This is a genomic window from Pseudovibrio denitrificans JCM 12308 (assembly GCF_001310815.1).
In the GTDB taxonomy this organism is placed as follows: domain Bacteria; phylum Pseudomonadota; class Alphaproteobacteria; order Rhizobiales; family Stappiaceae; genus Pseudovibrio; species Pseudovibrio denitrificans.
In genome coordinates this window covers 274,009-288,137 of sequence record NZ_BAZK01000001.1, presented here as the reverse complement: position 1 = coordinate 288,137, position 14,129 = coordinate 274,009, and the positions used below count along the sequence as shown (strand labels likewise).

Annotated in this window: 12 protein-coding genes and 1 pseudogene; 11 read left to right on the top strand and 2 right to left on the bottom strand. The window is 51.9% G+C overall.

Features of this window, described 5'->3' with window-relative positions:
* The first annotated feature begins 115 nt into the window (after positions 1-115).
* From JCM12308_RS01130 to JCM12308_RS01095, 8 genes are all read left to right on the top strand, one after another.
* Positions 116-2,107 carry an inositol phosphate phosphatase SopB gene (locus JCM12308_RS01130; protein ID WP_208608694.1) on the top strand — a complete coding sequence of 664 codons (1,992 nt, stop codon included), beginning with the start codon at positions 116-118 and terminating at the stop codon, positions 2,105-2,107.
* Between the two features lie 380 nt (positions 2,108-2,487).
* Entirely contained in the window at positions 2,488-3,060 is a 573-nt protein-coding gene (locus tag JCM12308_RS01125) for a TetR/AcrR family transcriptional regulator (protein ID WP_008551788.1), read from the top strand.
* 238 nt (positions 3,061-3,298) lie between these two features.
* On the top strand, positions 3,299-3,907 hold the full coding sequence (locus JCM12308_RS01120) for a TetR/AcrR family transcriptional regulator (RefSeq protein ID WP_008551914.1): 609 nt from the start codon (positions 3,299-3,301) through the stop codon (positions 3,905-3,907).
* A 506-nt stretch (positions 3,908-4,413) separates the two neighbouring features.
* Positions 4,414-5,028: a TetR/AcrR family transcriptional regulator gene (locus JCM12308_RS01115; protein WP_054782600.1), complete on the top strand. Its 615-nt coding sequence runs from the start codon at positions 4,414-4,416 to the stop codon at positions 5,026-5,028.
* A 210-nt stretch (positions 5,029-5,238) separates the two neighbouring features.
* The gene (locus tag JCM12308_RS01110) at positions 5,239-5,850 is read left to right on the top strand and encodes a TetR/AcrR family transcriptional regulator (RefSeq protein WP_306303299.1); all 612 of its coding nucleotides are present in this window, start codon (positions 5,239-5,241) and stop codon (positions 5,848-5,850) included.
* A gap of 478 nt (positions 5,851-6,328) precedes the next feature.
* Positions 6,329-6,982 carry a TetR/AcrR family transcriptional regulator gene (locus JCM12308_RS01105; protein ID WP_208978159.1) on the top strand — a complete coding sequence of 218 codons (654 nt, stop codon included), beginning with the start codon at positions 6,329-6,331 and terminating at the stop codon, positions 6,980-6,982.
* Between the two features lie 117 nt (positions 6,983-7,099).
* Positions 7,100-7,732: a TetR/AcrR family transcriptional regulator gene (locus JCM12308_RS01100; RefSeq protein ID WP_054782599.1), complete on the top strand. Its 633-nt coding sequence runs from the start codon at positions 7,100-7,102 to the stop codon at positions 7,730-7,732.
* A 209-nt stretch (positions 7,733-7,941) separates the two neighbouring features.
* On the top strand, positions 7,942-8,532 hold the full coding sequence (locus tag JCM12308_RS01095; RefSeq protein WP_037037926.1) for a TetR/AcrR family transcriptional regulator: 591 nt from the start codon (positions 7,942-7,944) through the stop codon (positions 8,530-8,532).
* A gap of 53 nt (positions 8,533-8,585) precedes the next feature.
* Here JCM12308_RS01095 and JCM12308_RS01090 read toward each other — a convergent pair whose 3' ends face one another.
* A complete protein-coding gene (locus tag JCM12308_RS01090) occupies positions 8,586-8,984 on the bottom strand; it encodes a nuclear transport factor 2 family protein (protein WP_054782598.1) in 399 nt (132 codons plus the stop codon).
* A gap of 78 nt (positions 8,985-9,062) precedes the next feature.
* Between JCM12308_RS01090 and JCM12308_RS01085 the strand changes: the two genes are divergently transcribed.
* Positions 9,063-9,626: a TetR/AcrR family transcriptional regulator gene (locus JCM12308_RS01085; protein WP_008551902.1), complete on the top strand. Its 564-nt coding sequence runs from the start codon at positions 9,063-9,065 to the stop codon at positions 9,624-9,626.
* 9 nt (positions 9,627-9,635) lie between these two features.
* Here JCM12308_RS01085 and JCM12308_RS01080 read toward each other — a convergent pair whose 3' ends face one another.
* A complete protein-coding gene (locus JCM12308_RS01080; RefSeq protein WP_008551997.1) occupies positions 9,636-10,253 on the bottom strand; it encodes an HAD family hydrolase in 618 nt (205 codons plus the stop codon).
* A gap of 224 nt (positions 10,254-10,477) precedes the next feature.
* On the opposite strand from JCM12308_RS01080, the pseudogene JCM12308_RS01075 reads away from it, so the two are divergent.
* Together JCM12308_RS01075 and JCM12308_RS01070 are read left to right on the top strand one after the other, a co-directional pair.
* Positions 10,478-12,570, top strand: a pseudogene (locus tag JCM12308_RS01075) (molybdopterin-containing oxidoreductase family protein).
* Between the two features lie 227 nt (positions 12,571-12,797).
* Complete coding sequence (locus JCM12308_RS01070) at positions 12,798-14,060, top strand: hypothetical protein (RefSeq protein WP_054782597.1); 1,263 nt, start codon at positions 12,798-12,800, stop codon at positions 14,058-14,060.
* Positions 14,061-14,129: the final 69 nt, after the last annotated feature.

The window sequence follows — 14,129 nt, the reverse complement described above, 5'->3', positions numbered from 1 at the left end:
AGACAATCCATCCACTTGCGTGCCAAAGGACACAACACGCCCTCCTGCTTTCCATATGCTTGGTCTCAACAAAGCGCATCAAGCGCCACAAAACAACGAATTTAAGGGACGAGATATGGGAATCGCGACAGGAGCTTCACCGACAATTTCACCGGCAGCCACTCAAGCTATTGATATCAATGCTGTAAATCAAAGCACGACGCCGGCTGCCGAAAACACCTCCACAAGCACATCAGAAGTGCGCAGTGGCAATGGCACCCTCTACAAAATTGTGGCTTTTGTCAGAGAAAAAGTCTCCAGCTCCTCCCACAACAGTCTGGCCGCACGCGTGAACACACCGTCGGAAGGTCGCGAGACCCAGAGTGTCCTGACCCGTATCAAGGCGTTCTTCACCGGCAGCGCACGCACCACTCAGACTGAGGCCACACCAACTCAGACGGGCGCCACGAAATCGCTGGTCAACGAAAAGGTTGCGCAGTTCAAAGCAAGCAACAACGGACTGGACACCACTGTCGAGAACATCAAGGAACGCGCTGAAACCCACGTAAGAACAGCTGCAAATGATGCTATTGGGGAGTTGAGTGGAGCAGGGTTGAGCACCCATAAGGTCATGTTTAAAGCCGCAGCGCGCGGAGGTGTCGAGCAGGCGTTCGATCGACTGCAAGCCAAGATTGATGACAATCCAGAGGACATCAAAGGTATCGCTAAGGCGTCTAAGGCGCTGAACAAAGATATTCAGAAAGGAGTTGTCGAAGCTTACAAGCTGGCAGCATCTACCGAAGGAACAACAGTCTCCAAAAGCGATATCAAGGCGCTGAAGAAAGAGTTTCAGCAGCATATGTCAGCCCACATCACCCAGTCTTTGAACAAGGCTGAGGCCAACTGGCAGACCACGACTGAGACGGTGAAGCTTGATGCAGCAACGCAAAAGGAGCTGGGCGCATCTGACACAGGTGACCTGCCTGAACTGTCCTTCAAGGCCACCACAACGCCTGCCGCAAAGCTGGAAGTGCTGAAAGAGGGCTACCAGACCAGCGATGTAAACGGCATCAGCTCCACTGCGATTTCAGAGACTGATCACGCCGTCAACCTCTGGGTCAGCGAGCTGAAAGGCGATACCACCAATTATGCAGCCGTTCGTCACGGCGTGAACTTCCCGTTTGGTGTCAAAAACAAACCCGAGCTGGCAGCTAAAGGCGCAGATAACCGCACCCACGAAGTCATTACCGCAGCTGCCTCCACCAAGGCCTCTGATATCGCAGCATGGCGGGAGCAACATCCGGGAGAGCCGTTCCCGCTGAAGATCGTCTCCACCTCATTGCTTACTGCGGCGTCTAAGGCAAAGACATATGAGACGGGCCAACAGGAAGCATGGGGCCGCGCACAGGGCGAGCAGACCATCACTGTTGACCTGCCGGGTGAGGGGCCGACCGAAGTCTATGTAGATGTAGAAGTCCTGCCATTCAGCATGGGCGTGAACGGCTTCGCAAAGCTGGGCATGTTCTCCAGCACCATCGGCAAGCATCTGGGAGATCGTCTCACCGGCTGGAAATGGGCCGACAATCACAACCAGCCGCTCATCGGAAAACTGGATGAAATGGTCGATCAGGCGAAAGCTGATGCAAAAGCGGTAGGCGATACAGGTAAAGTGGCCCGCCTTGAGAACTACAGCACCCAGCTGCATGAAGCGATCAACGATGGCAAACAGCGCCGCTCCGCAGGCAATGCCTACGGTGTCGCGGTTCTGGTGAACCTGATTGCCAACGAAGCCGGTGCCGTACCAGCGATCAACTGTATGTCCGGTAAAGACCGCACCGGTTATCTGGATGCCGCAGTCAAGGCCCGCCTCATGGAAGTGGAGAGCCTGAACGCGGGGCGCACTGAAAAAACAGAGGTGCCGCAGATCTACGGTCAGCGCACCGAAGCCCAGAACGCCATGTTGAGCCTGTCTTCTGAAGTCATGGGCGGCAAGACCGTACAAAAAGCATGTACCGGTGTGGCTGGCTATAAAGTCGGTGAAGGCGGAATGTTCAAAGTTCAGGCCAACCTGGACAACGTGCTGGACTCCAAGAGCCTGTTGGGCCTCTCCGCAGCGGTCAAAGCCTGATCCGTCCAACAAGGCAAAACCGAAATACCACCAAGAGCGGCCAATGCGCCGCTCTTTTTATTTGGCACGGCAGAACCTCATTCAGGAAGAAGGAGAGCGTGTCATTTGCGCATGGAACACCAAAACCTCACCGCAAGGCCCTGCGACAATCTGTCATTATACCTTAGCGGTATGGACAGGGGGCGATTTCACTAAAACATCCCTACGGGTTTTTGCATAACACTTTGATATGCATCAGTAATACGTGAGTGGGGAGGGTGATATAATGCAGGAAACCCTAGGAAGACCCTTGGTAAAACTATGATTGATTAAAATTTCAATCAATATATATAGTGATCGCTATGGAAATGGAAAAAGCCCCCCGCGGCAGACCCCGTCGGTTGGATAAAGAAAAAATACTGGAGATCGCGAGCAACCTGTTTTGGCAACAGGGCTATGAGGCGACTTCGATAAATGAGCTAGTCACTGCAATGGGTATCACACCACCAAGTCTGTATGCAGCCTATTCCTCCAAAGAGGAACTGTATCTGGCTGCCATCGACAGATATTCCGCCAGCTATGGTCGGCAAATGCTGTCTGGCCTTGCGCTTCATTCCTGCGTTTACGAGGCACTTCGCACCGTTCTTTATGAATGCGTGGAGGTTTTTGTCGGCGGAGACCATCCTTCTGGTTGTATGATTTCTACCGGATTGGTCGAAAGTTCTAATGCACAAGGCGCATTGGCGCGCAAATTGGCAGATCTGCGCCAGCAGACCATCCAGATCATCGCAGACAAGTTCAAGTCCTGCGAAACCCAATTTGTCGAAGGAACTGACCTTCAGGCCCTTGCCAGCTTCTTTGGCGCCACAATTCAGGGCATGGCTGTTCAGGCAAGAGACGTTAACTGCCCGACAGAACTGCATAAAATCGCAGATCACAGTTTGAGTGTCCTGCAGGCCTGCCGTCGTTTCTGACCATAATTCAGGCTCTAAAATTACGTTTTGAGACGTGGTTTCGTAATAAAATTACGTGATCACGTCTTTTTTATTTTGCAATATTACGCAAACTAAAGAATGTGATTTACATAATATCTCCGAGTATCGCGAATGATTGTGTTAAGGGTGTTTCCCATGCACTCGTGAGTTTGTTGTTCTTAGCCCTTGGTCTCTTATTCTTTTGGTTAGGTTATCCACCGCCAAAGGGAGGCAGACGATGGAAGCAGAGACTATTACCTTCAACGAGACTTTCCCGCATTCTATGCAAGAAGCCCTCAGAGCGTCCCTTAAAGTTTTCTGGCGCTTGGGAGTGCACCGTACATCAATAGACGACGTCTGCCGGGAATCCGGTGTGTCCTATAACTTCCTGCGTGAGAACTTTGAGAGCAAAGAGCATCTCTATCGCACAGCAGTGATGTGGTACCTGGACCAGTACGGACGCCAGCTGCTCTCAGAGTTCGCGTTACATTCCAACCCGACAGAGGCTTTGCGTGGTGCGCTTTATGAATGTATCGGCCTGTTCTGCAACAAGCAGTGTGAGCACGCCAAGCTGCTGTCCTATGCACTGGCAGCAGTGAACAACAGTGACAGGATCCTCATCTCGGAGTTACTGGCGCTGAGGCGTAAGGTATATGCCACCATTCTGTGCAAACTGAATGGCAGCAAACGCCACCTGAAGGACACTGCAGACATCCCCGTGTTGGCACGCTTTTATATTACCACGCTCAGAGGCCTCGCCAGTCAGGCGGCTGACGGTATCCCAAGTGATGAGCTGTACCGTGTGGCAGATCTTAGTCTTGAAATACTGGAGGCCTATCGAAAATGAGTATCGATAGCCAATCCCGATCATAGGGCCTGATGGAAATGAACTTCTGTCAGGCCCTTTTCTTTGCCCATTTGAACGCCTTAAATTCGGAACGTGCCTTTCAACTTTTCACCTCCCACAGGTTGCAGTTTTCAAAACGCTGTTTTTAAGGGCAGGGCGGGCAAAGCCAATCTGGGCGGGATTGATAGCGACGCTTTATTCTGGTCACGCAAAAGCCCAGATTTCATTTGTAACAAACCAGAAAATCGCTGCGACAAAACTTCGAAATCTCGCCACAATTGATAGCAGCAGACGTTAGGTCATACTCCTTTAGCAGAATAAAGAATCGATAAAATCAATCGTAATATTATAACATCACAACACTTGATTACATCAATTTTCTCCAAATCAGAAAGGCCCTGCATCCCTTTGTTAAGCATGCGTTTCGTTCGCTTGAGGGTAAGTTGCCGCCTACGTAAAAGGGCCTATCATTGAATACTCGTTCAATAAAGAACGGGAGATTTACAATGCAAACCGAGACAGTTGATCCTGATCGACCGGTACCGATTAGCCTCACGAAAACCTTTGAAGCATCCATCCATGAGTTCTCGAATTTTGGGGTGGAAGCCACGTCGCTGGAGCAAATCAGCACCGCGACAGGCGTGCCAACAGAGCGTTTATCCAAGACCTTTCATGACACAGCCAATCTGTTCTCAAATGTGGTCAAATGGTATCTGACCAGATATGAGCACCAGATCCTCTCTGGCTTTGCCATGCATTCCAACCCTATCGAAGCCATTCGCATTGCCCTTTATGAATGCATTGAGCTTTTCTGCGAAGATGATTGCCCCCATGGCAGCCTTCTTTCCGTGGAGCTTATGGAAATCACCGACACGGACGGCGTCATCGCCAAAGAGATGAACCATCTCAAAGAACAAGTGCACGGTCGCATCTTCCAGAAGCTTGAGAACTGTAAAAGACGGTTCACCACTGGTTTCAAACCCGATGAGCTTGCAGACTTCTATACTGAGGTCATGGTCATCCTCATCAAGCAAGCCTGTGATGGCGTCGACCGCGTCGACCTTTACAATCTTGCAGATGCCAGCCTGGAAAGACTGGAGAACCAACCTGTCATTCACTGAAACTCTCACAATCCGAAAATGTAAAAGGTGGACTGAACGTGCCTCAGGAACAGCCCACCTTAAAAGCGGCCCGAGGCCACCCACATCCCCAGCAACCGTCAGATCGTAATTTTTTCAATTTATCCGGAATTCTTGCAGAGCGCCTTAAGCGTAAATTTCCTAGCATTAATAATCGGTTGTTCTTTGTCTTATGCAGGGTAATATGTAGTTATGCCTATGAAGGATGACTTGCACGTGGAAACAATATCTCCGGACATAGAGGCCATGCTTGAGGCCTCGGTCAGAATGTTTTGGAAGCGCGGCTACGAGTCCACTTCCTTTGATGATGTCGTAGACGCCATGGGCGTTCCCAAAGAATTTGTAGAAGGGGCCTTTTCCAACAAGGAAGAACTCTACACAGCAGCCACCAGATGGTACCTACACAATTACGGTCGCCGTCTGCTATCCGGCTTCGCCATGCACTCCAACTGTGTCGATGCAATCCGCGTTGCGCTCTACGAATGTGTGGACGTGCTCTGCGATAAAACCGACTCCGATGGATGTTTGCTGTCGACGGGTCTTCTGGAAATCTCCACTCAGGACAGCATCCTGGCGCGAGAAATTACAGAGCTGCGCAACACCATGGTGGATGCGATCACCCACAAGCTCACCAACTGCAAAGACAGCCTGAAGCCAGACACCGATATCGAAACGCTCGCCCGTTTCTACGCCGCCACCCTGCAAGGCCTCGCCAGCCAGTGTAAGGACGGCGCCACCAAAGAACAGCTCTACCGCGTCGTCGACATGAGCATGAAGGTGCTGGACTGCTACCGCATAAACTAAAACAGAGTGCTTATGTTCTCACTGTAAGTGATATTGAGAACAAAATAAGAACATGTCGCTGTTTGCTGGCTGGAGGACGCTTGGTAGAGCCTCTATGCCCCGCTACAAGTACGCGTGAACCTGCGTAGCCTGAAAACCTCATCGCCGAGGTCGAACGACTGTTTGTGAACGCCTGCTGCAAAGCCACGAAACAAGACTAAGCACAAAGTTTAATAGGCTAGCCAAGCCTTATCGCTGGGCTGAGAAGAAACACATCAAATCACATAATCTATTGTTTTGAATATTGAAAATAGAAGGTGGGTACTTCGGAAAACCTTGCCTTACATCCAACGTCAATCACTGGCATTTAGCGGAAGGTTTTATTCCTTTACAGAACATGAAAAGGATTGGTGCAGTAAGCGCGATGTCTTTGCAATGTTGTTTTCCATGTGATTAGAACAGCGTTGAGGAGCACCTCTGACACCATATACTCGGCGCCATGAAATCGTGCGATAAGATAGTGGACGGTAAGGTAACCCCCGAAATTGAAAACCTGTTCGATCAATGTGTGAAGGTCTTTCTGCTTAAGGGGTACGAAACAAGCACCTTGGAAGAAATTGCCGAGGCCGGCGGCTGCACGCCTGAATGCATCAAAGAACATTTCTCCACCAAAGAAGAGCTGACCGCAGCGGCTATGCGCTGGTACTACATCAAGTACAGCCGTCAAATGCGCGCCGAAATGGCCATGCATCAGGACATTTACTCCGCCATGGAGGCTGTCCTGTTCGCCTTTATCGAAATCAGCTGCGATCAGGTCCACGCCAACAAAGGCCTCTTTGTGCGCACCTTCATTGATATCGCCTATGTCGATGATGTGGTGAAGAAGTCCTTTGAAGATCTGCAGGATGATTGGGAAGTGCAGGTCCTTGATAAGTTCAATCAATGTAAGGACGAACTCAAAGATCCGTCTGAAGTTGAGGCGCTCGCCCATTACTTTCTGACGGTCATTGAAGGTCTGTATGAGTTGATCAAATACGGCACGCCATGCGAGCTCATGTACAAAGTCGCTATCATGAGCCTTGATACGCTGGAAGTGCGTATGAAACACGGTCAGCCCAAGAAAAAGAAGGGCTCCAAAAAGAAGGCTAAGTAAGTCCGCAAGCCAGTAGTGCTGGTCTGAAACGGATAATGAGAATGACCCTGTGTATGGTTGGGAGGCCTTGGGATTTAAAGAAAGTACAGTGTACTTAGTGTGAGAGCGCGCCGAAATATGGATGCCGAAAAACTATCGCCGGAAGTCGAGAACATCTTTGATACCTGTGTTCGGGTTTTTCTGCTGAAAGGCTATGAAACGTCGACCATGGAAGACATCGCCGAGGCGTGCTCTATTTCTCCAGAGGCCCTCAAGGGCTACTACGCGACCAAGCATGATTTAACATTCGCAGCTCTACGCTGGTACTACCTCAAATTCAGTCGCCATGTCCGTGATGAAATGGCCATGCATTCTGATTTGTATGCAGCCATGGAGGCCGTCCTTTTTGCGTTCATTGAAATCTGCAGCGATCAGATACATGCAAACAAGGGCCTTTTTCTCAGAACGTTCGTCGATATTTCCTATGTCGATGATGAGGTGAAAAAAGAATTCGAGGCCCTGGAAGCCGACTGGCAGGGCCAGATGCTCAACAAGTTCAGACAGTGCCAATCAGAGCTCAAAAATCCAGAGGATGTTGAAATCCTTGCCTACTATGTTCGTACAGTGATTGAGGGGTTCTACGAGATGGTGAAGTTTAACACCCCAGATGAAGTCATGTACAAACTCGCTCGTGTAAGCTTGGAAGTGCTTGAATCTCGGATGAAGACTGCACCGCCTCCAGAGCAAAAAAGGTTCTTCGACAGACCTTGAATGGCAATAGGGATTATCTGTCCTTCCTTAGGCCATACCAGCATGACTGACAGGGTAAGCACTGGTTTCCAGAAGATGAACTAAATCCACCAAGACGCGAACCCGGTCTTCTTCACTCGTTTCCCATAGTGGGAGATCGAGATTGCTGGCTTTCACCCACAACGTATACTGATCTCATGTCCTCTTTAGATCCCATACACGATGGTGAATTGTCACCTGAACTCGAAACTGCACTGGATTCCTGCGTAAAGGTCTTCATGTTGCAGGGCTTCCAGCACGCCACGCTGGAAGATCTCGCCATCGCAAGCGGGACGTCACGAGACTTCATCGAAGGCCACTTCGCCACCAAGGAGCAGTTCTGCGCCGCGGCCCTGCGCTGGTACTTCGCCAAGTTCTACCGCCAGCTCAGATCCGTTCTGGCGCTTCACTCGGAAATCTACCCGGCAGTGGAGGCGGTGCTCTACGAGTTCATCGAGCTCTCCCGGGAGCAATACGTCGCTGGCACGGCCATGCGCTTCCATACCCTGATGGATATCGCTGGGCTCGATCCCGATCTTTCCGAAGAGTTGCGCAAGATGAAGCTCGAAGGTCTGGAGCACTTCATCTACAAGTTCTCTGAATGTGAGAAAGAGCTGATCAACCCAGGCGAGGCGAAGGCACTCGCCCAGTACTTTGCCACCATCTTTGAAGGCATCTCCATCATGGTGCAGCATGGCATGTCTCATGATGACCTCTATAAGATGGCCAATTTCAGCATGGAAGTGCTCGCCAATCACCTCAAGAAGGGCAGCAACTACTAAACAGCGTATTCCCGAAAAGTGGTTCCGGTTTTCGGATAAGAATACGCCAAGCTCTAAAAAGCCTCAAAGCAATCATAGTTGCGCTGGCGATGGATCAGGCCATCCTTAAAGTCCATGCAAACGGTACTGTGAGAGCGCATTGTATCACCCGGTGACAGCGACCCGATGGAGACTGCAAGCTCTCCCTCCCAGATGAACTCCAGCATAACGCGGTCATCTGAGGCCAGTTCATTGGAAACCCGGTAGCTTTGCTTGCGTAAAATGCCCTTGGAGCGGGTAAAGTCAGCGACCAGCTGATCCACTGTCCGATGATCACCCTTAGGCTTCAGTTGATTGGGCAGCTCGGTCTGTTCCGCATCTTCTGTGTAGAAGCTTTTCAGAGCATCAAAATCAAATTCTTCCAGTGCCTTTAAAAATCTCTTCGCGCTAATCAGGTTCTCGTTTGCAGACATATCGCAGATCTCCTATATTAGAACATCGTTCTAGCAGGTAATAGAACGATGTTCTAGTCAAAATAGAATGGTGTTCTAGTGGCCAGCGAAAACAATCGATATCAATCCATTCTGGATGCAGCCTTGGAGCTGTTTCTCAAGCAGGGCTATGCAAACACGTCTATTGCGCAAATCCGCAGCAAAAGCGGCGCCACGACAGGCAGCATCTACCACTTCTTCAAAGGCAAGCCGGACATAGCCGTGGCCCTGTGGGATCAGGCGGTGGCTGGCTGGACCAGAGAGACACGCAACACCCCGCAAAGTCCAAGTGCTGAGGACACCATCAAAGCCTCCGTCAACGGCCTGCTGCGCTGGGGAAGCGCCAATCCCGATCTGTTCCGCCTGTTTGAGGAGCTTAAGGTCAAAGCCCAGTCAGAAGAAGACTTCGCTCCCATCAAGCAACAGATGGAAAAGGTCCACATGCAGGGAGAGGCCCTCTATGCCACATGGCAGGTGCTGGGCGCTGTAAAGCCAATCTCCTGGTCTGTCGCTTCCGCGCTGATCGTCGGCCCAGCCTACACACTGCTCAGCACAGAGCGCGTTGTTTCCGATAAGGATAGAGAGTTCCTCGTCAACATGGCATGGGAAGCGGTGAAGAAGTAAGGGCAGGGACTAGAACGAACCCAGCACTTTGATGATTTGCTCACGGGTGTTGGGCGTAAAGTGCAGCGCCCGCCACCCCATATCCAGCGCGGACATGATGTTCTCTTCCCGGTCATCAATCAGCAGCATCCGGTGCGCCGGAACATCCAGCTCACCCGTTATGTGCATGAAAAACTCTGCGCTGGGCTTGGCAACGCCCATACGCCCGGAGGAGAACACCGTCTCCACCCGGTCCCTGTACCCCATATCCTCTTCAATATAGCGGGTACGCCGCGCACCATTGTTGGTGGCAATCACCTGCCGTACATGGGTTTTGGAGAGCTTGCGCATCAATGCCAGCAGATCGAAGTCCGGGTGGGCGTCCTTCTCAAACCAATAAAGCAGAAACGCATCCAGATCGCCCGTGTACGCCGCTTTCTCCGCCCAACGGCCCAGCAAATCACGCAGGTCCAGACGCCCCACCAGAACCTCATCAAAGTCCTCGGTAAACATCTCCTTGGCAAAGGCGTTCCAAGAGATGCCCATGTCCTCTTCGAACTGCTGCATCCAGATAAAGCGGTCATTGACGATATTGCGGTTGAGCACCCCGTCGAAATCCCAGGCGATAACATCGATATCCTGCAACATGGATGGCCCTCAAGCTTAAAACCGTATGCTATGAAACCCCAGAACCGGCACCTCTTGCAAGCCGAAGCACTCAGGGGGATGCAGCAAAACCCACGGCGCGTTTCAAGAAATCGTCAACTCACGAATTTTTTGCGCCTGCTTTCTTGACAATTTGAGCGTTACCCGTGATCTGTCTGTGCAAAGAGAACAAGTCTAGAACGCCAGAGTTATTGAGTACGCCAAGCATGTCTAAGCCAGAAAAACCACAAAGGTTTGCCTCCGCATGTCCTCACGATTGCCCATCCACGTGTGCGGTCGAGGTCGAAGTACATGCAGACGGACGCATTGGCCGTATTCATGGCACGCGCGACAACGACTACACCGCTGGCGTCATCTGCGCCAAAGTCGCCAGATACTCCGAGCGCTTGCACCATCCGGACCGCCTGACCAAGCCTTTACGCCGCACAGGCCCCAAAGGCTCCGGACAGTTCGAAGAGATCAGCTGGGAAGAGGCGCTTCAGGACATCTCAGAAAAGTTCCTGGAAGCGGAAAAGAAGCACGGCCCGCAAACCGTCTGGCCTTATTTCTTCGCGGGCACCATGGGCCTTGTCCAGCGCGATAGTATCAATCGCCTGCGCAATGCCAAAAGCTACTCGGGCATGTACCAGACTTTCTGCACCAACATGGCGTGGACAGGCTACATCGCAGGCACGGGCAAGCTCGCTGGGCCGGACCCGCGCGAAATGGCACTTGCTGATACGGTTGTTGTTTGGGGCACCAATCCAGTGGCGACGCAGGTCAACGTCATGACCCACGCCATCAAAGCCCGTAAAACCCGCAAGGCCAAGATCGTTGTCATCGACGTCTATAAGACCGAGACCATGAAACAGGCCGACATCGGCCTTGTCCTGAAGCCGGGCTCCGACGCTGCACTCGCCTGTGCCGTCATGCATGTCCTGTTCCGTGATGGCTATGCCGACCGCGCCTACATGGAAAAATACGCCGACGTACCTGCAGAGCTGGAAGAGCACCTGAAGACCCGCAGTCCTGAATGGGCCAGCGAGATCACAGGCCTCACCGTGGAGCAGATCGAAGAATTTGCCAAACTGGTCGGCGAAACCAAAAAGACCTACTTCCGCCTCGGCTACGGCTTTACCCGTCAGCGCAACGGCGTTGTCTCCATGCATGCGGCCAGCTGTATCGCTGTCGTGGGCGGGCACTACCAATACGAAGGCGGCGGAGCGTTTCACAACAACGGGGCAATCTTCGGCCTCAACATGGCGATGGTCGAAGCTCACTCGCTGCACGACAGCTCAATCCGCAAGCTCGATATGTCTCAGGTTGGCCGTATCCTGACAGGTGATAAAGAAGCGCTCATGGATGGCCCTCCGATCACCGCCATGCTCATTCAAAACACCAATCCGGTGTCTGTAGCCCCGGAGCAGACCCTCGTGAAAGAAGCTTTGCCCGCGAAGACCTGTTCATCGTGGTTCATGAGCAATTCATGACTGAAACTGCCATGATGGCCGATATCGTCCTGCCAGCAACCCAGTTTCTGGAGCACGACGACATCTACAAAGGCGGTGGACACCAGAACATCCTGTTTGGTCCAAAACTGGTCGATGCCCCGGGCGACGCCAAGCCGAACCTTTATGTGCTGAATGAACTCATCAAACGCCTCGGCGGAGAAGAGCACGAAGCCCACAAGATGACCTCTCGCGAGCACATCGACTGGATGCTCAAAAACTCCAAGTATCCCGGTGGGCTAAAAGAGCTGGAAGAAAAGCGTTGGCTTGATTGCCAGCCAGACTTTGAGGAAGCGCACTACATCAATGGGTTCGGCTACGAAGACGGCAAGTTCCGCTTCAAGCCAGACTGGGCCAAGGTGCCTGCGCCAAACAATGGTCCGATGGGGCCATGGCAAAACATGCCAACCCTGCCGGACCACTGGGACGTCAACGAGCTACCGACACAGGACCATCCACTCCGGTTGGTCACTTCGCCGTCACGCTCGTTCCTGAACTCCACGTTCAACGAGACCCCAAGCTCTGTAAAGAAGGAAGGCCGTCCAACAGCCATGCTGCACGCGGAAGACGCTGCTGCGCTGGGCGTGGAAGAGGGCGACAAGATCATCCTCTCCAACCACCGCGGAGAAGTCATTCTGCACGCCGCTGTCGGTGATCGTCCGCAAAAGGGCACAGTGGTCGCAGAAGGCATCTGGCCAAATGCGGCACATGAAGGTGGAAACGGCATCAACACGCTCACCAGCGCCGACCAAACCGCCCCCTTCGGCGGCGCCGCCTTCCACGACATCCACATCGCGGTGCGCAAGGCGTAAGGCAGTTCTCCTCGATATATTGGGAGCGGTGATCCCGTTCCTTTAATATGTGAGAGTGATGTTTTCCTCAGTTCACAAATATTGAACGCATATGTGAACGAAAAAGAGCCCTCATAGTATTAAGCGACACTCCGAACTTTATCAGGTGACCTAAGGTATTTTTACTTAAAGGGTTCCGATTGAGTTTTATGACTCAGCGTTAGTCTGATGTAGTGAAGGGTGTTAGGATGAGTGGATTAAGTATTGGTGGTTCAAGTAACTTTCACGGTGCTGTCGAAAATCTTGTAAATCGGGCTCGTGTTGAGCATGCGACCCAGTTAAATGTAGATACAGATGATCTGATCGTTTCTTTTGGCCGTCGGGAAGGGGATCCGAAGACAGGGGAGCGGATCTATTCTGTTCAGGTTGATCTGCCACAGCATAAGCGTGGGCTTGGAGACAATCTCAAATCTGCTGCAAGTGCTTTGTCACACGGCCAGTTTGCCAACGTGAAACAATCCCTGTCAGATGCATCGAGAAGTATCGGTCATTTCTTAGGACGAACCCAAAGCTCTCCGGAACAGGCGAAAGACAACTGGGTGCCTTTCATGGAGCTGGCAGAACAGACGATCGCTCAGACAATAAAGCAGGCGTCTACCAAGGCAGAACCTGTCGTTGACCTGAAAGCAATGATGGTCGGTATTCAGGCCAGCGTTTTTGAAGGTGTTGAGTATAATGAGCAGGATGGCTCTCATCGCAAACTCGCTGACGTCGGCAAGGTTGATATCCGCAGCCTGAAAGCTTTGGATGCTGCTGTCTCAGGCGCTCAGGGGCGCATTTTGGGCTACGCAAGCAGCATCCGAGCCGCTGAGGTCTCAGGCTCTGGCGTGCAGCAAACGCCTCTTTACGATACTCCACGTCTGCCAGCACAGCCTCTATACGATACCCCGCGTATGCCGGCGCAACCTCTGTATGATACCCCGCGCCCGCAACCGCATCACTACGATGTTCCGAAGTCACAGCACCCATACGATCATCTGGAGCCAAAGGCGACTGCGGCCCCAACATATGATGAAGTGCACACCGGCACCGTCCTCCAGAACGTGGAAGCACAGAGCTTGGGTAAGGACACTGAAAGCTATTCCGCACGGCGTACAGTGGAAATCACGAACCGCAACTTCGGAACCAACTTCCAAAGCCTGGATGAGCTAAATAAATTCATGGAAGGGAAGGACGTCTACATCGACGGCTACATGGCTCAGCTGCAGACGACAGGAGAGTTCAAAACCTTCGAGTCATATTTTGCTCAGTTCAACAGGCCAGTACCTCAGGCATCCCAGCAGGTAACGCCACCAGCTGAGTCCAATGTCAACTATGCTGATTTGGAAACAGCACCTGACGAAGATGGTATCGAGCAGCCAGACGTTCAGACTGAGCGCAGTGCAAAGGACCAGTCCAAAATGGTAAAACTCGAAGATTTGGTTCTGCAGGAAGGTGAAGTTCTGATCTGACGTTTTTTGATGGGCGGTAGCTTGGTACCAACTTCGCTTTGAACGCAGAAAAAACGCAAATCGCGCAAA

Excerpts from the sequence above, each read along its gene's own strand:
- JCM12308_RS01120 (WP_008551914.1), top strand. The coding sequence starts at position 3,299 with ATGGAAGCAGAGACTATTACCTTCAACGAGACTTTCCCGCATTCTATG.
- JCM12308_RS01070 (WP_054782597.1), top strand. The coding sequence starts at position 12,798 with ATGAGTGGATTAAGTATTGGTGGTTCAAGTAACTTTCACGGTGCTGTC.
- JCM12308_RS01105 (WP_208978159.1), top strand. The coding sequence starts at position 6,329 with ATGAAATCGTGCGATAAGATAGTGGACGGTAAGGTAACCCCCGAAATT.
- JCM12308_RS01130 (WP_208608694.1), top strand. The coding sequence starts at position 116 with ATGGGAATCGCGACAGGAGCTTCACCGACAATTTCACCGGCAGCCACT.
- JCM12308_RS01115 (WP_054782600.1), top strand. The coding sequence starts at position 4,414 with ATGCAAACCGAGACAGTTGATCCTGATCGACCGGTACCGATTAGCCTC.
- JCM12308_RS01100 (WP_054782599.1), top strand. The coding sequence starts at position 7,100 with ATGGATGCCGAAAAACTATCGCCGGAAGTCGAGAACATCTTTGATACC.
- JCM12308_RS01080 (WP_008551997.1), bottom strand. The coding sequence starts at position 10,253 with ATGTTGCAGGATATCGATGTTATCGCCTGGGATTTCGACGGGGTGCTC.
- JCM12308_RS01110 (WP_306303299.1), top strand. The coding sequence starts at position 5,239 with ATGCCTATGAAGGATGACTTGCACGTGGAAACAATATCTCCGGACATA.
- JCM12308_RS01090 (WP_054782598.1), bottom strand. The coding sequence starts at position 8,984 with ATGTCTGCAAACGAGAACCTGATTAGCGCGAAGAGATTTTTAAAGGCA.